Origin of the sequence: Microbulbifer sp. THAF38 (assembly GCF_009363535.1) — a bacterium.
Classification (GTDB): domain Bacteria; phylum Pseudomonadota; class Gammaproteobacteria; order Pseudomonadales; family Cellvibrionaceae; genus Microbulbifer.
In genome coordinates, this window is record NZ_CP045369.1 from 2,695,557 (window position 1) to 2,718,422 (window position 22,866).

19 protein-coding genes are annotated in these 22,866 nt (G+C 46.7%); 6 read left to right on the forward strand and 13 right to left on the reverse strand.

Going from position 1 to position 22,866, the window contains the following annotated elements; all coding sequences use genetic code 11:
* Positions 1–2: 2 nt before the first annotated feature.
* The 3 genes from FIU95_RS11385 to FIU95_RS11395 form a co-directional block, all read right to left on the reverse strand.
* Positions 3–743 (reverse strand): YopT-type cysteine protease domain-containing protein, encoded by a 741-nt coding sequence (locus FIU95_RS11385; RefSeq protein ID WP_152453885.1) that lies wholly within the window; start codon positions 741–743, stop codon positions 3–5.
* A gap of 636 nt (positions 744–1,379) precedes the next feature.
* Positions 1,380–2,573 (reverse strand): enterotoxin (HBL), encoded by a 1,194-nt coding sequence (locus tag FIU95_RS11390; RefSeq protein ID WP_253868579.1) that lies wholly within the window; start codon positions 2,571–2,573, stop codon positions 1,380–1,382.
* 419 nt (positions 2,574–2,992) lie between these two features.
* Positions 2,993–3,427, reverse strand: a complete 435-nt coding sequence (locus tag FIU95_RS11395) for a hypothetical protein (RefSeq protein WP_152453886.1) — start codon at positions 3,425–3,427, stop codon at positions 2,993–2,995.
* A 327-nt stretch (positions 3,428–3,754) separates the two neighbouring features.
* Here FIU95_RS11395 and FIU95_RS11400 point away from each other — a divergent pair, with 327 nt between their 5' ends.
* The 3 genes from FIU95_RS11400 to FIU95_RS11410 are packed head-to-tail and all read left to right on the forward strand — an operon-like array spanning position 3,755 to position 7,114.
* Complete coding sequence (locus tag FIU95_RS11400) at positions 3,755–5,335, forward strand: hypothetical protein (RefSeq protein ID WP_152453887.1); 1,581 nt, start codon at positions 3,755–3,757, stop codon at positions 5,333–5,335.
* 10 nt (positions 5,336–5,345) lie between these two features.
* Complete coding sequence (locus FIU95_RS11405) at positions 5,346–5,708, forward strand: hypothetical protein (RefSeq protein ID WP_152453888.1); 363 nt, start codon at positions 5,346–5,348, stop codon at positions 5,706–5,708.
* Positions 5,709–5,725: 17 nt separating this feature from the next.
* Positions 5,726–7,114 (forward strand): hypothetical protein, encoded by a 1,389-nt coding sequence (locus FIU95_RS11410; protein WP_253868581.1) that lies wholly within the window; start codon positions 5,726–5,728, stop codon positions 7,112–7,114.
* A gap of 27 nt (positions 7,115–7,141) precedes the next feature.
* On the opposite strand, the gene FIU95_RS11415 is transcribed toward FIU95_RS11410, so the two are convergent.
* A complete protein-coding gene (locus FIU95_RS11415) occupies positions 7,142–7,534 on the reverse strand; it encodes a hypothetical protein (protein ID WP_152453889.1) in 393 nt (130 codons plus the stop codon).
* Between the two features lie 429 nt (positions 7,535–7,963).
* Between FIU95_RS11415 and FIU95_RS11420 the strand changes: the two genes are divergently transcribed.
* On the forward strand, positions 7,964–9,694 hold the full coding sequence (locus tag FIU95_RS11420) for a hypothetical protein (protein ID WP_152453890.1): 1,731 nt from the start codon (positions 7,964–7,966) through the stop codon (positions 9,692–9,694).
* Between the two features lie 166 nt (positions 9,695–9,860).
* Here FIU95_RS11420 and FIU95_RS11425 read toward each other — a convergent pair whose 3' ends face one another.
* Positions 9,861–10,394, reverse strand: a complete 534-nt coding sequence (locus FIU95_RS11425; protein WP_152453892.1) for a hypothetical protein — start codon at positions 10,392–10,394, stop codon at positions 9,861–9,863.
* Between the two features lie 568 nt (positions 10,395–10,962).
* Between FIU95_RS11425 and FIU95_RS11430 the strand changes: the two genes are divergently transcribed.
* Complete coding sequence (locus tag FIU95_RS11430; protein WP_152453893.1) at positions 10,963–12,300, forward strand: patatin-like phospholipase family protein; 1,338 nt, start codon at positions 10,963–10,965, stop codon at positions 12,298–12,300.
* A 51-nt stretch (positions 12,301–12,351) separates the two neighbouring features.
* On the opposite strand, the gene FIU95_RS11435 is transcribed toward FIU95_RS11430, so the two are convergent.
* The 5 genes from FIU95_RS11435 to FIU95_RS11455 all read right to left on the reverse strand — a co-directional run bounded on the left by FIU95_RS11435 (position 12,352) and on the right by FIU95_RS11455 (position 18,540).
* Positions 12,352–14,031: an NAD-dependent malic enzyme gene (locus tag FIU95_RS11435; protein ID WP_152453895.1), complete on the reverse strand. Its 1,680-nt coding sequence runs from the start codon at positions 14,029–14,031 to the stop codon at positions 12,352–12,354.
* A gap of 767 nt (positions 14,032–14,798) precedes the next feature.
* Positions 14,799–15,248 (reverse strand): GyrI-like domain-containing protein, encoded by a 450-nt coding sequence (locus FIU95_RS11440; protein WP_152453896.1) that lies wholly within the window; start codon positions 15,246–15,248, stop codon positions 14,799–14,801.
* A 176-nt stretch (positions 15,249–15,424) separates the two neighbouring features.
* Complete coding sequence (locus FIU95_RS21740) at positions 15,425–15,643, reverse strand: STAS/SEC14 domain-containing protein (protein WP_152453898.1); 219 nt, start codon at positions 15,641–15,643, stop codon at positions 15,425–15,427.
* Positions 15,618–16,565 (reverse strand): IS30 family transposase, encoded by a 948-nt coding sequence (locus FIU95_RS11450; protein ID WP_152450975.1) that lies wholly within the window; start codon positions 16,563–16,565, stop codon positions 15,618–15,620. Before FIU95_RS11450 ends, FIU95_RS21740 begins: the two co-directional genes overlap by 26 nt.
* Before the next feature lie 841 nt (positions 16,566–17,406).
* Positions 17,407–18,540: a serine hydrolase gene (locus FIU95_RS11455; protein WP_172975384.1), complete on the reverse strand. Its 1,134-nt coding sequence runs from the start codon at positions 18,538–18,540 to the stop codon at positions 17,407–17,409.
* 417 nt (positions 18,541–18,957) lie between these two features.
* Here FIU95_RS11455 and FIU95_RS11460 point away from each other — a divergent pair, with 417 nt between their 5' ends.
* Positions 18,958–19,500 (forward strand): alpha/beta fold hydrolase, encoded by a 543-nt coding sequence (locus FIU95_RS11460; protein ID WP_152453902.1) that lies wholly within the window; start codon positions 18,958–18,960, stop codon positions 19,498–19,500.
* Here FIU95_RS11460 and FIU95_RS11465 read toward each other — a convergent pair.
* From FIU95_RS11465 to FIU95_RS11480, 3 genes are all read right to left on the reverse strand, one after another.
* A complete protein-coding gene (locus FIU95_RS11465; protein WP_152453903.1) occupies positions 19,497–19,820 on the reverse strand; it encodes a hypothetical protein in 324 nt (107 codons plus the stop codon). The two genes, FIU95_RS11460 and FIU95_RS11465, sit on opposite strands and share 4 nt — an antisense overlap.
* 30 nt (positions 19,821–19,850) lie before the next feature.
* Positions 19,851–21,554: an arylsulfatase gene (locus tag FIU95_RS11470; RefSeq protein ID WP_253868583.1), complete on the reverse strand. Its 1,704-nt coding sequence runs from the start codon at positions 21,552–21,554 to the stop codon at positions 19,851–19,853.
* 225 nt (positions 21,555–21,779) lie between these two features.
* Entirely contained in the window at positions 21,780–22,754 is a 975-nt protein-coding gene (locus tag FIU95_RS11480) for an HAD family phosphatase (RefSeq protein ID WP_253868585.1), read from the reverse strand.
* Positions 22,755–22,866 lie beyond the last annotated feature (112 nt).

The window sequence follows — 22,866 nt, forward strand, 5'->3', positions numbered from 1 at the left end:
ATTCACCAAACCCTATTTGTGTAAGCTTTAACCTCCCAACTATCCCTGAACTGAATCCACCCAGACATATAAGCATGCCGATAATATGCAGTAAAAAAGTCGAAGAAATCATCCCTCGTTGCAAATCGATATTCACCATAATTAGGATCAAAGAAAAGTGCACCAATATCTGAATTCACCCTGTCATCGGCTACCCAGGCAGCAACGGCATGCCCAGCCCGCGCTCCTGAAAAAGAAATATATGCATAAGCATCCTTCAAGCGACGCAATGCATTCACCAAGCTTACGTTAATCGGAGGAATGGCTCTAGGCGGCGGGGCCGGCTGTCCGGGCCGTATAACAACCATATTATTAACCGCCTCATCAATGGAGCTGTTACACCAACGTATCTCCTTATGCAATCCATGGTTTATAAGCCAATTTTCAATATTTATACACTGACGCCCATTTCCATGAGTCCACGTATGAAAATCTCTCCCCACCTTAATCAGCTCACCAACATTTAAGGATCGATAAGTACGTACAGAAAATGAACCCAACCGATGAATTCTGGGTGTCAGCCCTAATTTTGCCGGCAGACTTTCGTCATCTTTTGCATTTGTCTTTATCCAGTGAGCGGCTAATGCCGCACAAATCCCAAATGCACCAAACCTAAAGTAGAAAATATAGGTACGAGGCGATGACTGTGAAAATCCCCAGGTTTTCACACCATTATTCTGCCTGGCAATTCTATTAACACCCATGTCACTCTTACTCCCTATCTCAAATCACTTATTTTCAGAAAATCTAATACTGGAATCACATTCAAACCACGAAAGACTTAACTTAAATCAATCACGTATAAAGCTATGTACACACTTTACCCAAAATCTCAAATATCCACTTTCAATTTCAGGCATTTATTTTTAACTTTTTTATTAGTTGAGTAGTAAGTACTGGTGTACAGGGGGTGCAAAGACTCCACAGAAAGTAAACACAAAGCTATGAATTACCTTCTATAAAGTCCTCGAACATCAGTAAAAGAAAGCACTTTATTTGCCCTGATGCCTGAGCCAGATCAGAAAATGAAGAAGGTGTGACCGTAAGCCAATGAATTGTTATGCCCGTTGAGTTTCATAAAAGAGGAGGACTGATCCCCATGGACTCCCCCTTGGCTCGTTCGCTGCTAGGGTGCAGGCTTGATGATGAGATGGGTATTCGTCTGGGGAAAAATGGCAGACTTATATTATTACTGAAGTCCGTCACGAAGAGTAAGGATAAGTTCCTTCAACCCACATGAAAAGGGGCGGATCAAGTACAAGGAGGTTACTAACTTTAGAATCAAAAAAGGCTTATCTCCTTTGAAATAAGCCTTTGAAGTTTAAATGTTAGTCTATTTTCTAGAGGCTGTTGTAGTACTGAATCACACCAACCGTTTTTCCAGTGGCAAAGGCAGACTGAACCTGATCTGAACTCATGCCAATTGTTAGATCTGCATCGTTCACATTAAGATCAAGATACAAGCTTCCCGCCTGGGAGTAGGCATCATCCCATTCAGTAATCGCATCATTAAGATCATTGATTACCGCTGTGTAGTTAGCCCCTTCTTCATCTGCAATGGCTGTCTGAATATCACTAACAGCCGCTGCCACATCATTTTCAAGGGTTTGCCACTCTTGCAATACAGCCTGCAGATTTTCTTCAACTTGCTGAGTCTCGTCTGCTAGCTGCCCAAAGCTTTGCGACAACATCTGAAGAGTAGAGACATCCGCAGTAACCAGATCCATTTCTGCTTGCTTATCCTGGATACTCTTTTGGTCTGCAACAATTTTAGCGGCATCTAAAGCAATAAAGGTGGTTGCCACTGCAGCGACTGGCCCCATAACAAACCAGGTCAGTAGACCTTCTGGGAAGGCCACAATAGAGGCTACGGTTCCCAAAGAGATGGCTGTAGCATCTGCGATACCAAGCGCTACTATGCTAGCGGTTAGTGATTTGATATCTGCCTGTAGATTTTTGATGTCGTTTTTTAAATCAGCAATTTTTTGCTCATCAGCCTGTGCATCCTGAACAGACTTATCGGCAATGGACTGCAATTGCGACGCCATATCGGGCAGTTTATCTTGGAACCCCTGAATAGCCTGAATTGCTCCGCTAATAAAGGTCGAAACCAGACCCAATTGAGACGTTATCGAGTTCAGATCATTCTTCAGGATATTAAGAGCCGTTGTATTGCTGGGGTCGCTCTCGAGTGTATTCGCCTGGGTTAAGGCATCCTGCAATAGCTCACTGATAATCCCGTTGTAGCTCTGTACTTCACCGGGTACATCCAAGAGCCTGGCCAGTACATTATTCACCCAATCAAGTGCATCTGAATTGGCCTGAGTATAGGCCGCGACAAAGTCGCTCCAATCCGGCGGATTTTGATTTAAGGTAGGCAAGCTTGAGGACAAAACGCTGGTCACCAGAGTGTTTATCGCAACAACATTTTGCTTATAAGTATTCTGGGTATCGCGTATGGACTGAGCACTACGATTAAAAGCTTTAGCCAGTGAAAGTTTCACCACCACTGGATTAGAACCTTTTTCCGCCACCAAATCTACGTCATCACTTACCTGTGACATATTTATTTCTCTCTTAATGATTATTTAAGATGAAACCTGAGACCTCCAAGAAAAAAACCTTGACTTAGGCGCCACCCAATATAGCAAGGTTTTCTGGACATCAATATGCCACCACTTATAATGAATCGAAAATATAAAATTCTTTATATTCATATCGCGAATAAAGAGCACGACGCCAAGCAAGTCAACTTTAAAATAATCAACCAACTCGACAATAAGGAATAGATTCGCCTAAAGAAAGCTTTAAGAGTTTCACCCCTTATTCGATCCGATATAATCATGACTATTCACAGGATTAAGCTAATCTAATCAAAATTTTCTTCACACCAACAAAAGCAGGAGCCAAGAGCTATTGTAATTCTGGCTGTATTTCATAAATCGTCAGAAGTTTAAAACTTGATTAAACCGTTCCTAAATTTATATAAGGCTCTTTCCTCATCGTAACTGAGACGTCGACGTGAAACGGCTAAGCAACAAAGTACATTCAGCAGTGGCAACAAAAAAGTATATATAGAAATACCACCCAAACTGACCCAGAGAGAAACAATCAGCCCGCAGAACAACCCAGGAATAAGACGATACTTCACTGTCACCGGCCTTCCCATAAATTTCACTAAAATCCCTGCAACAAAACCAGGAATAACGTAAACGTACAAGGGAATAATCCCTCGCGCAAAAGATAGCGCGATCAAGGTCCCTAGGGCTCCCAGCAGAACGGCAAATAGTGAAAGCAACAGGCTTTGCTCTTTTAACAAGCGGCTGATCAGTGCGTGACTCGGACTGACCTCCAGATCACTTTTTGGGCTTTTATAATTTTCATTCATTTTTATTGATGCATCACTGTTAAAAAATCAGGCTGGATTATAAAGGACATTGTCGCTTTAACATACAGATAAGCCTTTATTTTACCAACAGCCTTAATACTGGCTTTAATCTTGGGCCGGATACGGTGCCCATATATCTAGTCCCATATATCCAGGGTTTTATATTGGCGGAATAAAAACCTGTGCCCACACAACCAATTAACCAAATATCCCTATAAACATACGACCTTGTGGCAATTTACTATCATTACTACCGTGCCATATAGAAAGGATTGCACTACCGCCAATAGTGAATATTGAGCCTACTCCCGCATCCAGGAGGCAAAGATGCCAATGGCCAATGATCGTCACAACACACTGACTGACTCTTTAAAGCGCGCCCGGTTTGACTGGCTGCCGGCCTATTCCACACAGCCGCTTGAGTTATTGCGACTCTATCGTGAGACCTTAGCGCTACAAAAGCCGATCCTGTCTCGCTCTTGGAGACAACTGGAGGGGCAGGCGCGCTTGTGTATGGGATTGGGCTATGCAGAGTATCGCAACCTCCAGAGCCAACTGGAAAGTTCAGCCCATATTAACAAGCTACATCACCGTATGGGTTCAGAGTTCCTTTTTGTGCTTCGAAGTATTGCTATTAGTGATGACCGGGATCAGTGGGCTAAAAATCTTAAGGACAGGCTTCGCAACAAAAACCCCGCTGAACGCTTGAACAAACTACTCGCAAAGGCGGAAGAACTGACCGGGAATAAACTCTCTGAACAAACGCTCACACGTTTGCACAAAAAAATCACCGGGCTGGAAGAAAGGCTAAACCCACAGGAATCAATGGTTGGCTTAGCCAATGGCGAGACAAAAAACATCGACCTGTTGAAGCCTTTCCTTCCTGAAAACGAGGCCTCAATGGCCATCAGGGTAAACAGCACAGCGGATGCCGTCATTATGTGTCTGTGCCGAGGAATGCAGGCCCTGGCACAGGCTCAATTCAATATTGCCCTTAATACAGACATCTCCGGTACCGAATTTTCCAAGCAGAGCATTTCCACGATTAAGGCAATTACAGAGAACTTTGCCAATCAGCTCACAATGGGACAAAAACGTATTTATAGCGCCCTGCTTTTAAATGAACCCAAAAGAATTACCCAGGCATGCCTGATATTTGCCGGCGATATTGAAAGACAGCTCCCCCAATTTGTGGGAGCCCAAGCTGTCATACACAATGCCATCGAAGAATTATTGCAACGCGGCAGTGGTGGCTTGGCGGAAAAGCTTGGAGATCTCGCAGTTGATGCGCACTTTCTCACCCGAACCGCCATCGCAAGCCATGCCGCCTGTTATCGGCTTGCCATCGGTTGCGAAGATTTTAATACCGATAAAGATATAAAAGCCCTCCTGAAAAATATTCCCTCTATGGCTTTCTCTACTCCCCTACCTAATGGCAAAAATGTAGAGCTATCAAAGCTTAAGAACAGCTCGGAGGGTGAGTTTGTTGAAATCAGAGGCTTTGTAGAAGAGGTCAGTTCACCTGCTCAGGAAGGCGGCATGCTGCTCAGCCATCTAGTATTGAGGGACCCATCTAGTAAGGCCTTAGCAAATGCCGTGGTGCGCTTTGCCCACCTACCCCATGCCGGCGTCTGTCAGGGAGCTTTTTGCAGGCTCAGTGGCACCTACCGGCAACACTCAAGCCTGTTTGATGGCAAAGCCGCCGTTGAAGTCGACACTCTGGCCCTGGCCGAGATCGCTGAATCCAGTTTTGAGGTCAGTTTCTTGAGGCTCGCCAGCCGCTGGTTCCACCCCTGGCGCAGTAATTCCAACCTCTACTGGTCTCTCGGTGCCCACAAAGCCGAAGAGGACACCGAAGCCACCCTGGGTGCCGGTGAATTGCTCTTTACGCCCCTTATTCGTCAGTAGGAGTGCGACTATGCCACCAGATGATGGATGCATGACAGAGCTGGACAGAGTCCACGACCAGATTGCAGAACTAGAGGTATTGCTGGCAATGGCACAGCTGGCAAAAGCGGAATGGCACGCCGCCAAAGAAGCCGTGCGCGCAGAGTGCCTGGAAACGGCGATACCCAATCTGCCCAACTTGCATCAAAAAGATGAATTCGACTTTCCCATAGAGCCTATGGACCACGCGGTAGCAGAATGTATAGAAACCCATCCAGATGTCCTTGAGGCCTGGAACCTGTTCGAACAGATAGCCCTGGAGCTCGAAATCGAACTGGAAGTGGCCCACGCACTACTCGATGAATACAAAGCCTGCTCTCACGCGCTTATTTAAGGGGCATCGGCTGGCAAATGACTAGCATGCGGTTTATCGCCAACCTGCGCCGACAAACTCTAGAGGCCTTTGCCGATCACAGGGTTAACGCCGCAGGCTACCTCCTATCTGCCCACCGAATTACCACCCCCAATCTACAAATGGCGACAGAGGTTCGCCGCAGAGAGCTACCTCTCTTTGCCGATAACGGAACCAAGCAACTGATCGACGCCGTTATTTCTCAATTCTCCCAAGAAGCCCGCCAAGTCACTCAGAGGGTAAAAGCCCTGCGCCGTCAGCTAGGACAGCTACCCCGCGGCCGTCAAGTCCCAAAAGATTTACGCAACCTGGCGGATACACTGGCAGAGAGAGTGCTAGCCATTTGTAGTGGGCACTCCAATACCATCGATACGGAAACATTGCTGCAACGCCAGCTGTTAATGCACCCCACTCACCTGATCGCTCAGGAAGATTTCGCCACAACTTGCCTGGTGGCTCTAGATCTGGAGCGTGAAATTACCGGCTGGCGGCCGGAGCGTATCGCCGCGCGCAATCGCCAGAGCCTGAGGCTATGGGAGAAGGTTGCTGAACACCCTCTCTGCCAGGAGTTAAATGTTTATGCGGTGCTAAGCGCCATGGACTACAACACCGCCCGAGATGCTGGCCGACTAGCGGCAGAGGCCGGGGCGGATTCTGCAGCCATTGGCTTGGCCGGCATTTGTGGAGATTTGAATGCAACCGATTTCTATGTACTCGGTCGAGCCTCATTCAAACTGGCCCGACCGGTTCCCCGACGCTATATGCGCTTGGCGCAAGTATTAAAAGGCATCGCAGATGGCTACCGGGATGGCAATCGACCTTTGGCGAGGTTCCACTGCCTGGGTCTCGGCGCTCCATCACTGCTGCCCATTGCCGCAGCTGCCCTGCCGGCAGATACCCAGATTACTGCCGATGCCACCAGCCCAATTCATGCCGCTGCCAAAGATCGCGTGCTCTACGATCCAGAGAATTTTGGTGACCGAGCAAGCACCAGAGAAATCGTTGAGCGAATAGTAAAAGGGGGTAACTGGCCCTTCCTCAGCCCATTTACCCAATCTTTCAAGCAACGTTTTGGACACGACCCCGAAGCCGCCCGAGACTGGTGGAAAGCCAATGGACAACCATCTATTAGCAGGGAAATCTTACAAAAGCCCAGCAATCTCACCGCGGCACTGCCGCTATTCTGCGAAGCAGATCCTCTCATTCGCCCTATCGCTCGGGATACCTGGATCGCACACAATCACTGGGTTCTGGGTGAATTAACCGAAGGTCGCAGCGGTCCGCAGAGACGAGAACTGGCCCACAGCATTATCAATCACTGGCTGGAAGGGCCTTCAACAACGACCAGCCGGGGCTTGAAAGCCGCCAAAAGAATCCTGTTAATGTAAAACGATCAATAAATGAACCAAGTGGAGTTACTCAGCCCACTTTATGGTGAGTGCAGTAACTACCCCCCAGATCCAATTAAAAAATACTACAAAAATTGGGGTCAACGCCCCCAGCTCAAACCCTGCCATACCTTTACCGGCCATCACAGGAAAAACAACAAAAAGCTGGAACGCCGTGGGGAGTAGGCTCAGGATGCTTCCTTTTAACAACAGCTTTGATGGTAAGAAAGGCAGAATAAAAAACAGACCCCAAATGCCACCCCATACCACTCTGGGATATAGCCATTCAGCAGATAAAGTAGGGGTGATAGAGACCCCCAGAGATGGGGTTATTCCAAAATCCCCAAACAGCCAGACCACAAGGCTATTTGCCACGGCACCCAAACAGCCAGCCGCAAAGAAAATTAGTAATTTTTTCATTTTTTGCTCCGTAATTTTTGGAAGCTAACACCTCTAAACCTTAAACGCTGATTTTAAAGTAGCAACCGTTCAACGCCCCTTTATTCGTGCCCTTCTGTACAGCCCTCAAAAGACTACAAAACCCACCAACCTGTAATAGGCCATCTACTCCCTAAGTAAATAGCGAACTTATTTTTAATACCATACCGTACCAATTAACAAACAATAAAATTCATTATTAAGACGTAAAAAATAAACAATCAGACTTAAAAGAAACCTGAGCAACAATATATTTTAAAAGTGAGAACCAAGGGAGCCAACTGATCGAATCGGCAACCTTCAGCGAGAGAAAATACCTATCGTTTAATCCAATCAATTCCTGTAATACACAAGTGGTACATTTATGGTGTTTAACACCAGAAATAAAAATTAATATAGGAATAAGTACTGATGAAAGTACCAGTAGTAGGAATGCTGTACCCGATTTTTTTAGGATTGGCGATACATTCAGCCAGTGTCAACGCGCAGTCTTTTGATGAGGGCGCCTATCAAGATAGGCAACTGCAATATATTGAAGAGGGCGTCTCTTCCACTAATGATACCGCTGTCGTCTTACAGGCATACACCGGCGATGAGCTCAATTGGGAGGCGCTGAATAAGAATTTGGATGTCCTGCGTAATGGCGGCAAGAAGAATTCAGACTTCACCCTTACCAGGCTCATCCGTATCCTGTTTTTCCGCCCAGAAATTAAAGATGAACTCTTTGCTGCCCTGGACGGATACCACTTCTGGTTTAAGGAAGGCGGCACTGGGGATCACGTCTTCGCCTCTGAAAACCATATGATCATGTACACTTCTGCCCAATATCTTCTACAGGAAAAGTACGGCGCTTTTGAAGACGACAGAACCTACAAGCGCTTAAAGCGCTACCTGGAAGTAAAAAACCAGTATGGTTTCTATGAGTTTTACTCCCCGGTCTATTACCCCTACACCCTATCTGCGCTACTTAACCTTGTCGATTTTTCTGAAGATGCAGAAATTCGCGAGCTGGCCACGGGCGCTGCGCAACGCTTGCTGCAGGACATACTGCTGGTCACCAACGACCAGGGCATCCTTTTCTCAGCCGCAGGCCGCAGTAATGATGGCTACCGCAGGAACGGTTCCGGTGGCAACATCAACCGCATCATCTACCTGCTAACGGGTATCGGTAAGGAATCAGTGAGAACACCGAGTCCCGCAGGTGTAATGCTGGCCACCTCTGGCTTGGAAATTACCGATGACATCTTCAAGTATTTCGGTAAAGACCTGAATATGAATTACTCGGTAGGCCACTCTCTCGGCGATGCCAAAAACGATATTTATGCAGACTTCCCCCGCGAAGAGCGCGTGCCCTTTTACTGGAGCCAAGGCGCCTACTTTCATCCCGATGTGGCTGCGGATACCGCCTGGTTCGCCAGTAAATACCAGCTAGAAGGCTATGAAGGCCTAAAAGCCTTCGATCAGTTCCTTGGGCTCTCGGAAGCTGCTGCCCCCGCCGCCGCCAAAGCAGGGGCTGTGTTTAGCCGCAGCTCAGTGCTCTCGAGTGCTAATTTTTCCCTGTACAAGGATGGCGGTGTGATGATGCACTCCATCCAAGACTACTGGCCCGGTCGCCAGGGCTATCAACAAACCCCCTGGATCGCCACCACCGGCACCCTATCTGTCTGGGCCAAAGTTGGTGATGCTGGTGGCAACAGCACCATGCAAAACGATCACTTTCCCAAGATCAAGCAAGTCAACAATGTTGCGGTAATCCAATACAACCCCTACCCGGAAATTGAACTGTTCCACTCCGGCAGCTCCAACATAGCCCTGCAATGGCCGGAAGGGTTTGAAGAGGAGAAACGCAGTGGCAACTGGAAATTCGGCAAGGAAGACGACGGCTATGTCGCCGTGCGCTATCCCTGCGGCAACGGCGATTCCAACACCGTCACCTGCGACTGGAACGAGCAAACCTGGGTAGTGATTATGGGTAGCGAGGAGCGCTATGGCAGCTTTGAAGCCTTTAGTCAAAAGGTGCTCAATGAGGTCAGCTACGATGCCGACTGGGAATGGCACGGCTCCTTCTGGAAAGGCACACTGAAATACGTGTACGACTCAGATGTGAAGTTTGATGGAACCGATATCAGCTTGACCTGGTAAGGGCGCCTTTCTTTAATTTAGGAGAGGGTTCATACCCTCTCCATATTCTAAACAGCCCCACTCTCTTGCCCTTAAAAGACATGAATACCGGTTACAGGCGTACAGAGATGCAATCACAGCGTATAACGAGCAAAGGTTTTCTTGGTGTCCACCCGTTAGATAAAATTTATTCAGCCCCATCCAGCCGATACCAATACTCGGCAAGATAACCCCGCGCATCCTCGTGCAAAATCTGTCGAACCACCTCAGGCTCCGTATTTTTACAGCGCCACTCAAACACTGTTGCCCGCCCGGTAACCGCAGCGGGAATAGCATCCGCTCTGGGGTTACTCTCACAATAAGTCGTCATCGCCTCACTGGGCTCTCGTGAAATATCCGCCTTCTCCGTACAGGGCAAGTTGGCCCCCACAAAACAGGCGTAAACCGCCCCATCCATACACCGCCAGAAGGTACCCCCGGCAACCCAGTCCTCTGGAGCATCCTCGGCGATACCCGCCGCCTTGCGAATACCCGATAAAACCATCTGCGGTTTTGCCGGGCCGATATAGGGCTCTTGCGGTCGGTCCGCATTTTTTACCGCACGGCAGTAGCGCACAGGATCATTAAATGCGCCCAGATATTGCCCCTTACCCTGCTCGGCGTTCACCAAACTCGTGCTGAAAAAAATTGAGAGGGCAAGACTATTAACAATATATGTCATTTTCTGGAACATTCTTCTGCCTACTTACAGATAAGGAGTCAAAATACAGAATCACAAATATATACGCGATTACAGACAATAAAGAGCCAAATAAAATAGGTTGCTTAAAGGACATGCGAAAAAAGGAGAACACAAAGCAGTCAATAATGCACTTACTACTGGGTCAGAAGGAAAGAATACGCTGCGCTCAAGACGCGCTGTGAATACATCCCTGTAAGCTCGTAATCGGCATCCATGCCTCATACGGTCCCGAGCGCAGTGTATCCTTTCCTTCCCCCTTTTTAGTATCTCGGTGAACTTGCCCACAAAGTAGCTAACTGATTACTCACTACAAAAACACTTGATTGCCCACAAAAGTGTTAAACGCACCCTTGACGTCAACCGACAGCTAAATCACCATCTCCTCAATCAATTAGGCCAGCTCAACTACAACGAGAAACTCATTCGCTTAATGCATTAAGTTTTACTCTAGTAGATAGCATTAAATGCAAACAGCATTCTATGGTAAATTTCATTCTGACAGATACCCTGCCTCAACCACATAACCGCACATAGTTTTTTCGAACACATGGAATTAATTAACACAGAAGGGAAAACCCAAATAGGGGAAGCAAACTGGGTCTCAGATGCCCTGCAAAAGGCAAACACTCTCTGGCATAAAGCCTGCCCTCAAGTTGAGGGAAAGGTATTTAGCGATGTACAGGATTCCAATGGGTTCCAGTATGTGGATCTGGTGATGGAGGGTGGCGGCATGCTGGGGATTGCCCTGGTAGGCTATACCTACATCCTGGAGTTAGCCGGCATTCGCTTTCGCAAGATTGCGGGCACATCGGCCGGTGCTATCAACGCCTTGTTTTTAGCCGCCGCTGGTACCCCGGGCTTGCGCAAGAGTGAGAAACTTCTCGAGATTATGGCCAAGGCGGACTTTGCCAGTTTCGAAGATGGGGAACTTTTTGCTCGTAGGACCGTTCAGCGCCTACTTAATGGCCGAGGATTCTTTAGTAATCTGGCCCTACACCCTTTCGACTCCCTGCGCACCCTGCGGCAGCTGCTGCGTGACAAGGGCCTGAATCCCGGAGATACCTTCACCTACTGGCTGCAAGACGAGTTGCGTCAGCTGGGTATCACTGATACCGCGCAGTTATACCAACGCATCAACCAGTTCCCCACGTTGTTTTACCAAGGCAATCCCGATCCCGAGGTTGGCATTGCAGAGGTGGCCCTGGTTGCCGCAGATATTACTACGGAGACCCGCGCGGTATTCCCAGCCAAAGCTCCGCTCTATTTCAGTGACCCAAATACGGTGAACCCGGCCGAATATGTGCGCGCATCCATGTCGGTGCCCGGCTTCTTCAAACCTTATACAGTAAAAAATATTCCCCAGTTGGAGCAGTGCCAATCTATTGAGGAGAACTGGCGCAACATAAAGGGTATCGGCAATCCCAGACGCTTCTTCAAGCACGGCTTTCCCCAGGAGGTGGAGTTTGTCGATGGCGGTCTGGTATCCAATTTTCCTTTCGATATTTTTCATGACCCCTATGGCACACCCAAACTGCCCACTTTGGGGGTCAAACTGGAGGTAGATCATTACCAACCCAAATCCAATACCATGGGGCGCTTTGCCATGGGCTTGGTCAATACTTGCCGCAATATGCTCGATAACCATGTACGCGCAAGCCTGAATGCTGAGTACCATGCCTTAGTCAAGGAAATCGCCATTGATCCAATGGCGAATGGCCGCCTCCCTCACTGGTTGGATTTCTCTATGCCAGGGGAGCATTGCGAACATCTATTTGTATCCGGAGCCAAATCTGCCATCGAGTTTTTAAGTAAAGGTTTTCTTTGGGAAGATTATCTGGTGCTGCGCCAGCCTGAGGCAATCTACGGCAACGAGCAGATTGCCTAAAAGAAGCCGGGCCGCAGAAGCGGCCCGGTTTGCGAAGGTTTGGAAATGATATTAGAAAGAGCGGCGGCGGTAACTGCGGTAGTTCGCATGCCAGAAATTGCGCTTTAGGGATTTCTCCAGCTGCTCATGGCTCACTTTGGGGGCAACCCCATCAAGCTGCGCCTGGGCAGCCACAGCCCTGGCAATATCTATACTCACCTCTCGAATATTATCCAAGTGCGGCAGAAGTGCACCCTTGCCTTCCTTCACTACAGGCGCTTGCTCTGCCAGAGCGTTGGAGGCGGCCATCAGCATACCATCCGTCACACGGGTGGCGTTGGCAGCAATCACTCCAAGGCCAATACCGGGGAAGATATAAACATTGTTGCACTGAGCCACCGGGTGAGTGCGCCCATCGATTTCCACCGCAGCAAAGGGACTGCCGGTGGCCACCAGTGCCTCCCCCTTGGTCCAGGTGTAGATCTCTGTAGGTGTCGCTTCCGCACGGGAAGTGGGATTTGATAGCGGCATGACCAGCGGGCGTTCGTGGCCCTTTTGCAAGGCCTCAATCACCTGTTGATTAAATAACCCACCCTGACCGGAAACCCCGATAAGGATGCTGGGTTTTATCTGGCCAATCAGGCTTTCCAAGTCTGATTCGGCAACGCCCTCGAAGATATTCGGGGGCTGTGCCAGGGCCGCCTGGAAATCGTGCAGGCCCTTCATATCCGAGGTTACCAAGCCATAGCGATCGAACATAAAAATACGTGAGCGAGCATCCGCATCGCTGAGCCCCGCCTGCGCCATGGCAGACACCACTTGCTCGGCAATACCACAACCGGCGGAACCCGCACCGACAATCACAACCCGCTGGGCTGTGAGAGGCTCCTGCCAGGTTTTACACGCGGCGAGAATAGTCCCCAACGTAACGGAGGCCGTGCCCTGAATATCGTCATTGAAACAGCAGAGCTGATCCCGGTAGCGCTGCAATAGAGGCATGGCATTGGTCTGGGCAAAATCCTCAAACTGCACCAACACCTTGGGCCAGCGACGCTTCACCGCTTCAATAAACTGCTCTAAAAACTCATCGTACTCCTGCTGGGAAACACGCTCATGTCGCCAGCCCATGTACATAGGATCACTGAGGAGAGTACGGTTGTTGGTGCCCACATCCAGGGTTACGGGAAGCGTATAAGCCGGGCTGATACCACCACAGGCGGTGTACAGAGACAGTTTGCCGATGGGAATTCCCATGCCACCTATGCCCTGGTCGCCTAGGCCGAGAATGCGCTCGCCATCGGTAACCACAATAACCTTGACGTTTTCTTTGGTGGCACTGCGCAACATATCATCCATGTACTCGCGGTCTGGATAGGGGATAAACAGTCCGCGGTGGGTGCGATAAATATTGGAAAATTCCTCACAGGCTGCGCCGACTGTGGGGGTATAGATGATCGGCAGCATTTCATCGATATGGTGCTCGATCAGGTAAAAGAACAGGGTTTCGTTATCATCTTGGATGCCCCGCAAAAAGATGTGCTTATCCAGGTCAGTCTTACAGTGCTGGTACTGGTAATAAGCTCGCCGGGCCTGCTCCTCAATGGTCTCAACATTGTTAGGCAAGAGACCCGCCAAGTTGAACTCCAGCCGCTCTTCCAAGGTGAATGCACTGCCTTTGTTCAATAGTGGCATTTCCAGCAAGGAAGGGCCGGCATGTGGAATATACAGGGGGCGCTTTTCGTTGTTGCTCATAAACCTGCTTTTAATCCGCGATGATGGACAAGATATATTGCGCAAATAGCTTTCAGTCTGACTAAAACAAGCAAAGAGAGTCAGAAATTTGCACAGACCTACCGGTCTCCTGCCAGTCTAAGGGGTTTAAAGACTACTTAGTGTCCCGAATTATAACAAGGCCTACCCTCTTCCCTTGAGAGCCTGAAAAATACCTTTCAATCATGCTAGTTGGATTTTCACAGTGGTTCTTAATGGAGAATTTTTAGGCAACTCTGCTTTCCCTCTCTTAGAGGGTTAGGAGAACAGATGGTGAAACAGAGTAGATAATAGCCAACTGAACCAACCTCTAAGCCCCGTAATTCCAGGGTGGTTTTATCAATTACTGTGGGAAAGCTAAAGAAATGTGAGCGGGAGTAAAAGCCAGCCCTACGTATTCTCGACGGGAATATCGCACCGTATTGGCGACAGGCGGGGCGTCATCATCCAGGGAATAATAAGCAAGTCAGTGGAATCCGTATTTATCGCCTTGTCTATTATGACGCCGGAAATTGTCCATTGTGACCATGCTGTCTATTAGGACATTTACCCACCCAGGAATCTGGAAGCGCCGCCCGATGTTGAATGTTTTTTAAGCGTTTTTGGTGGTCAGTGCTTTTAGCCGCTTATTATTGGGCATTTATCGTCTTTTAGCCGCCTCTCTGCCAACTGGACAATTGACCTTATGAAAAGCCAGAGAAGAGGCTAATGGCCCTTTAGCCAAAAGGCCATTAAAGGCCCCTTAAGAGTTATTTGATAGAGATGGCGACTCTTATCTCATTCGCGCCCACATAGTGTTCAAAGTCTGTGGTGTAAGCACGTTCGTGAGGGCATTCCGGTGAGGAGAAGTAATTCCATACTTCACCCCATAAATTGATAACCGCCTGTGGCATTTCCCCCTGAGCTGAAAACACCAGGTACTTACCAGACTCCACATGTATCGACTTAAAGTCCTCAGACATATCTGTTGAAAGCAGATCAGAGCAAGCATAGACATCGAACATCCCGCTATGGTCTGACTCGTAGTTGGTGTATACCCCATAAACCTGAGGGGTTCCCCTAAACTTGGGCGCCGCCTCAGCACTAAACTTCTCCCATAAAGGGGCTATTTGTGCTGTAGAAGCATCCGCCTCATTCTCATTCTTAGTCCTTGTGCAAAGCCCCACCAAATCAAAGCCTGAAATCTGTTCAACGACCATAGCAGCCCCGTTATTTCCTCATTATTGATTGACTTAAAATCTATCTACTATTAAGCAGTGTTTGATAGCAACTGACCATTGCTCAACCTGAAACCAAGAATAGTCCGTTCCTGCTCATGAGATCGTTGCTTTGAGCCTCAAAATGAGAAAAAATTCCTTAGGAACCCCGTTTTGCTCTAATCCATATTTTCTGGAGCATAATGCTTAAGAAACTGTATGGCTTCCTCACGTTGGTCTAAAGAAAGGCACCGGATATCCATATTTCTAAATATCTTATCTTCAACCCTTACAATTTTCTGCAACCATCGTTTATCCGTTAAAATAGCAGCTGCAGAAATATTGGAGATACCTACGTCAGCTAGGTACTTCCTAGATTGCCAACATAAGTGACACACGTTTACCCGCCAAAAATTCCAGCGGGCTCAAGTAATTTAGTACTTTCCTAGGTCGAGTATTGATTCGAAACACTGCGTCATCAATACGGCTTTTTGGTATCTTGCCAATTTCCACTCCTTTTGGGAAGAAGCGCCTCAAAAGGCCATTAGTGTTTTCGTTCAGCCCGCGTTCCCAAGAGTGGTAAGGTTTCGCAAAATATATTCTGCATCCTAGCTTCTGCGCAATCGATTGATGACCTGCAAATTCTCCTCCATTATCGAAGGTGATGGTTTTACAGATGGCCTGATATGGCTTCAACATCTGCTTGATCGCCCGGCTCACTGTTTTCTTGCTCTTATTTGGGACTCTGCGAGTGAGCAATAATTTGGAAACTCGTTCAACCAGTGTCACCAGATAGCCATCTTGACCATAAACTGTATCGCCTTCCCAGTGACCGATCTCAGTGTTTTCATCGACAATCGCAGGTCTTTGATCAATATCTATGCGCTCTGGAATAAGCTTTACGCCTGCCTCGGAACCTGCCCGTTTCTGATAAGGTTTGGCTTTCCTTGGCAGACGTGACCTCCAGTTAAGTCGACTGACCCAGCGGTAAATTGTTGAACAACTAACCGTTTTCGCACACCTCTCAAGCTGCATTCGCCCAGCGATTTGTTCAGGACTTGCATTTTTCAGCTGGTGGTCGATTTGTACCTGCATGGCAAAGTCGAGCTTGGTATGTTTAATAGCTCCGTGCCGTCGTTGCAGTGCCTGACGGTGGGCACTCTCGGCACAGTAAGGGCTGTAACGACCAAGCTCACGAGAGATGGTCTTATTGGATCTATTGAGGCGTAGTCCAATGGCTCGGGCTGAATAGTTCTGCCCATTAAGGACCTCAATCTGGTATCGTTCTTTCAAGGTCAGCTGGTTGGTACGGGTTCCCATGAGGTTCCTGGCTTGTTTGTGTGGAAGCTTACTAGCCTACAACCAGCTGGCCTCCTTCGCTATCGCCAAGTGTGTCGGTTATTGTGAGAATCTAGGCTTGAATTTCTCTATTATTGCCGAGAACTCAAACCCCCTTAAAGGATTCTATTACTTCATGTATAGTGATATTTTCGTATTGCTTGCCCAGCTACTTAGCCATCTCTAAAGCTTTCGACACATCGCTTTCCGTGATACTGCCGGAGACTCTAAAAGCAAGGGCATTGACTATATCTACATCCAAAATTTTTAACATCACAACCTCCCAGAAAAATACGGCCAGAATTAAAAAACTAATTTAAAAACTGTCGCACATGCATTCTTAGCTAGCACAGGCTACAAGATCCAGACACAAATTCAACATACTGTCCGGCTTAGGGGTAAACCTAGCCCATCTCAATGTCTTCTCTGTAAATATTCTGAGCACGTCAAATATCAGCTTTAAAGTACGATTACACGCTACACTTCAAGCACCTTGGCTATAATCACTCCAGACATAAATCTAATCAACCTAACCCAAAGGAAAGACCGCCAAACATCCGGTAAATTATTATTAGGCAAGCCTTACAAAACGATGAGAACTCAGCATCATTTAAAAACTGTGGCACTACTTAATTATTATTTTCATCCTAGCTTTCCCTCAACCACTTCCCTAGCCAACTTGGACAACAATATCCTGTATTATGAAATCAACAACAACCCGCTATATGCGGGGAGGGGGGGCTGATTTCATGATCCAAGCCTGATCGGATAGAAAGCTACAGCTACCAGATCAAGCCTGAACCACAACAGATTATTTCATCGACTAGTCTCGATGGAAAATTTCCAACGTTTTTAAAGAAAGAACAATTAAATCTGCACTAGACTCCAAATCGACGTTCTTAATAACAGTCACGGCACGCTGGTGATCCGGGCACAGCATAAGAACGCTAGTACTACCTATACTAAGACCTGTATGATAAAACAAATTGGGGTGCTTCCTGAGGATGCGCCTTATATCCTCAAATTCTTCCGTATCATATCCAGCCAAAAAATCCTGTGAACCAAGAAACCAACCAATGCCGATATTTGTTTCCGTTCCATCTGAAAGCTTAGACTGAGTAAATAACGCTTGGATGGATTCATCCTGCAGATAACCAGGCTTCAGATGAGAAAGCGCAAATTTCACTACATCTTTTGGCGTAGATAATATTCCACCTCCAGCATACTTATAGCTACTATTCACCTCTGGAGAATTTATAAGCTCACCTGTAAAAAATGAATAGGCGCCCTGCCTTCTTGGGATAATTGGCGCCGCATCATCAAAGGTAGTTCTCTTCAGCCCTAGAGGCTCAAAAACTTCAGAACTAACTATCTCCCTAAAGGTTTTCCCTTTTGCTGACTCCATTGCCGCACTTAGAAGAGTCCAACCGTAAGTAGAATAGCTCTGATCCGATCCAGGAATAAAAAGCAAAGGATCATCCTTAAAAATATTCAACGCTTCTAAAGTATTGTTGTATTGCACATTCGAGAGAAATTCATGCGGAATAATGTAGTCGCGAATTCCAGAGGTATGGTTGGTTAACTGACGCAAGCTTATCGGTAGATGGGTTTCAGGCCATTCTGGCACCAACAACCTAACATCTGTATCCAGATTAATAACTCCCTGCTCCACCAAGCGCATCAGTGCAGCAGCAGTCATGACCTTGGAGATGCTACCAATACGGAGTTTTGTTTTTTTGCTCATAGGGACTTTAGACTCAAGATCTGAGTAACCAAATCCTCTAGCCCATTGAATACCGTCAATATCTCCAACAGCCACACTGATGCCAGGAACCGTATCTGAAGAAACAGCCTGCTTAAACAAAACCTCCGCCTCCTGGGGAACTGTAGTTGCACTTAATGACTTCAAAGGCAACCATAGAGCCGAAAACCCTATTAATAGTATAGTTTTATACATACCAGCAAATTCCATTTATAAAATTTATATATCAACCCACCTGAAAAGGTGCTGCAACACTATACATGCTTAATAAGCTATTAAGCTAATTCGACAGCTAACAACTCGCAACAAGGTACGATAGAACCAGAAAAATGAGTCAAGAACCGTACAACCTACAAATACTAAAAGTGTAGATATATAGAGTCAAATTATGCCAATTAAATATGGCAAAATAAAAAAACTAATATCAAGTGTAGGCATTAGCAATAGGGGACAAATTTAAAAATTTTATTCTTACCAGGCTTTGATGGCACTAAAATATCATTTAAAAACCTAATCAAGGCACTACCAAAGCCATTAAAAATTCAGATAACTTCACATTCAAAGCTACCCAGTAAGACTTATTATGAACAAGCAGAGTTATTTAACAGGTTGATGAAAGATGAAAATCTACTTTTAGTAGCGGAGTCTTATTCAGGCAAACTTGCTTATGAACTATACAAACTGGCTAAAAATCGAGTTAAAGGTATCATTTTTATTGCCAGCTTCATCTCTTCACCATCATTTATATCCAGATTCGCAAAGTTATTCCCTATAAAATTAATCAAGTCCAACCGCATCAATTACTGGATAATCAATCATTATGGCTTCAACGGTCATGCCGCCAAAGAGAAAATTCAAAGAATTCTCCATTCAATAAAAACAACAGATAGAGAAAAGTTTAAATATCGATTTGAAAATATTGCAGAAATAAATAGCCCTATTGATAAGCTCAACCTGGCCGTAATCTATATTAGTCCGAACAAGGATCGTCTTGTAGGCAAGAAGGCATTAAAACAATTAGCTTCTAAATTCGAGAGGCTAGAAGTTATCCAGCTGCCGGGCGGGCATTTTATTGCACAAGCGAAGCCAATTGAATGCGCAAAAATCATTGCGATAACTGCTAGCCAGTTATCGAGAAAAACCAAACTTTCCTAATCAACTTGATAACTCGCATTACTCCAAGCATTATTAATTTCCTCTGCTTGTTGCTTTGCATTAAAACGCTCCCAGACAATGCCATTGACATCTTTATCCTGAGTAAAAGCGGTTGCGCTTGGGTCTTCCCAACCCAAATGCCTGAGAGTTCCGGGCTTGCACTTTGAGTCCTTACGAATAGACAGATTTAAACTGTCAGTTCTCCACAGAGCATATTCGCCAGAGACATGGGCGCAGGGCTTGCAGTTCAGGCGAGCGCTATAATCCTGAACCGTTTCTTCGATATTATCTGTTGATAGCGCAATATGTAGCCTTTTCATAGCTCTTCCCCTATTTAATATACCAATAAATCAGTTACTGCCCGATGCACCAGCTTCAAGCTGCTTCTGTACTTTTTCCAGATTGAAAGAACCTGGCACTTGGCTAGGAGGATACTCTTTCATGGTTTTTAGGAACTTTGTGGCAAGCTGCTGCATAGGAACCAGTACAAATGCACGATCAATAAACCAGTCATTATAGGTATTGGAATTATGCTGAGCTTTCTCGAAGGGGTCTTGGCGCAAGTTGAATAGAAGGGGAACTCGTAATTCCGTAAAAGGTTCACGCCAAACTTCAAAGCCCTTACCACGATTTTCCAGGAAAATAGCTTTCCAGGGCTCATAGCGCATAGCTACTATCTGACCATCATCATTGACATAAATAAATTCCTTCCTCGGCGATAGCTTGGCCTTACCAGAAAAGTAATCCATCATATTGTAGCCATCCACATAATTGCGGTATTGGCGACCGTTCAGTTCCACACCCTGCTTAAGCTGATTTTTGATATTGGGATTTCCAGCGGCAGCAGCCAGTGTTGGCAGCCAGTCCTCGTGTGAAACAATACCAGTTAATGTGGTTCCCGCGGGAAATTTACCGGGCCAGCGCACAAAGGCGGGCACTCGATAGGCCCCCTCCCAATTAGAGTTCTTCTCACTGCGAAAAGGGGTTGTAGCGGCATCAGGCCAAGTATTGAAGTGTGGACCGTTGTCTGTGGAATAAAACACAATGGTATTATCAGAAATTTTCAGGCGGTCCAGCAGGCTCAGTAACTTACCCACTAAAATATCATGCTCCACCATGCCATCCATATACTCATTGCTGTTAGGGCCCGCCAGGTTTTTGTGTTCTTCACGCACATGAGTACGAAAATGCATGCGAGTGGCATTCCACCAAACAAAAAAAGGTTTTCCCGCTTGATGAGCACGCTCTATAAAATCGATAGCAGCAGCAAGCGTTTCATCATCAATAGTCTCCATACGCTTTTTGGTTAGTGGGCCGGTATCCTCGATAGGGCCACCGGCATAAGATTTGATCACGCCACGTGGGCCAAATTTTTTCCGAAATTCAGGGTCTTTGGGGTAATCACGATTCTCTGGCTCCTCCTCTGCATTCAGGTGGTAGAGATTGCCAAAGAATTCATCAAAGCCATGGTTGGTTGGTAAATGCTCATCCCTGTCGCCCTGATGATTTTTACCAAACTGTCCGGTAACGTAACCGAGACTTTTCATCACCGTAGCGATTGTCGCATCGTTCTTCTGCCAGCCTTCCTTTGCCCCAGGAAGCCCAACTTTGGTCATTCCCGTCCGCACTGGGACATTACCTGCAAGGAAAGCTGCGCGGCCCGCCGTACAAGATTGTTGACCGTAATAGTCAGTGAATGACAGCCCCTCAACGGCCAACCGATCAATATTTGGCGTGGCATAGCCCATCATGCCTCGGTTGTTAAAACTGATATTCCATATACCGATATCATCCCCCCAAATCACCAGGATATTGGGCTTTGTAGAGGTGGGGGTCTGAACCGGCTGCTGTGTCTGGACTTGGAGTTGCCCCTGTTCTTGCTCCTGATATTGATCTGGCTGTGGCTGTGGCTGTGGCTGTGGCTGTGGCTGTGGCTGTGGCTGTGGCTGTGGCTGTGGCTGTGGCTGTGGCTGTGCAATAACCTGCCAATGAAGAAAGCATAACGCAACGGCACAAATGACTAAGCGGCTTAGAACCTGCATAAATGAGTGCATGATGGGTCTCATAAATCACTTAACGATCGATTAAAATGCAGATAACGATAAATAAAATATTTCTGACATTCAGAATATTAACCACTGGAATTAACGCCAAAATATCAAGCTAAGATTCCTCTCGAGAGGAATACAACAAGACTAGAGCATACTTATCAAAGTCGTCGATAATTGCTCACTACCAAACTCAAAAGTAAAAAAGAACGAGAAATCGGTCAGGAAGAATCAGCCATCATTGAGCGCGGGCTCTTTTTGAGTCTCCTTTCCCGGGCTAGGAGACTTTACCTTCGGAAAAATGATACTCCAGTCCTTCGCCATATCGACCACGGTCCAGCCATGAGTTTTGGCAGCTAAGAGAGCTTTATCCAGGTATCCGACACTGGAGTTACGATCATAAGCCCACTCCCTCTTACCATCAGTATGATGTATCAGCATACCAAAACGTGGCCCTTTGCCGGTGGTAGACCATTCCAGCATCTGCAGGTCTCCATCTGAGTTACCAGCCACAAAAATTGGGCGATGACCAATAACCTGTTTGATACCAATAGGTTTACCTTTTCTATCGTTCAAAAATTCAACTTTATCCGTTGTAAGAACGCGAGGATGACCATCAGTATTCTCATAACGTAACTTTAAACGACTACCTATCACCTGCTCTGGTGGAATACCATATAAATCATAAGAAAACACTCTGATAAAATCGGCACTACCACCAGAGGAAATAAAAGTTTTAAACCCCTTATCCCGCAGGTAATCCAAAAGCTCTCGCATTGGCTGATAAACCATATCGCGATACCGCTTATCAGTGAGTGGGTTCTTCGCAGTAGAAAGCCAGGAAGTGACAATCTTATTAAACTCTGAACCTTCTACTCCGACATGAGTGACACCCACCATTTTCTCTATTCCAACCTTCCCCTGAGCTAATAGGCTGGAAATATCTTCGTTAAGAATTGCGGCATAAGGCTGTTCCTTCTGCCATTCCGGGTGTTCTGGTGCTAGTCGTTTTATCTCATCTATAGCGAAGAGTAATTGAAAGTAGGCAGGTTTTTCCGCCCATAGAGTCCCATCGTTATCGAATACCGCGATACGTTGTTCAGGAGGGACAAAGTCTGGACTGCCACCCTGCGTAACTTTATTTACAAATTCCACAATGGCAGATTTTGTCGCAGTGTTATTCCATGACGGAAGCTCTGCACTCATAGCCTTAGCGGTAAGGCAGATATTTATCAGAGAAACTAGAAGTAAGGGGATTAAATACCGTATAAAACTAACCGTTGGCATATGTGTTTCTCAATAATGAAAATTGTAACTT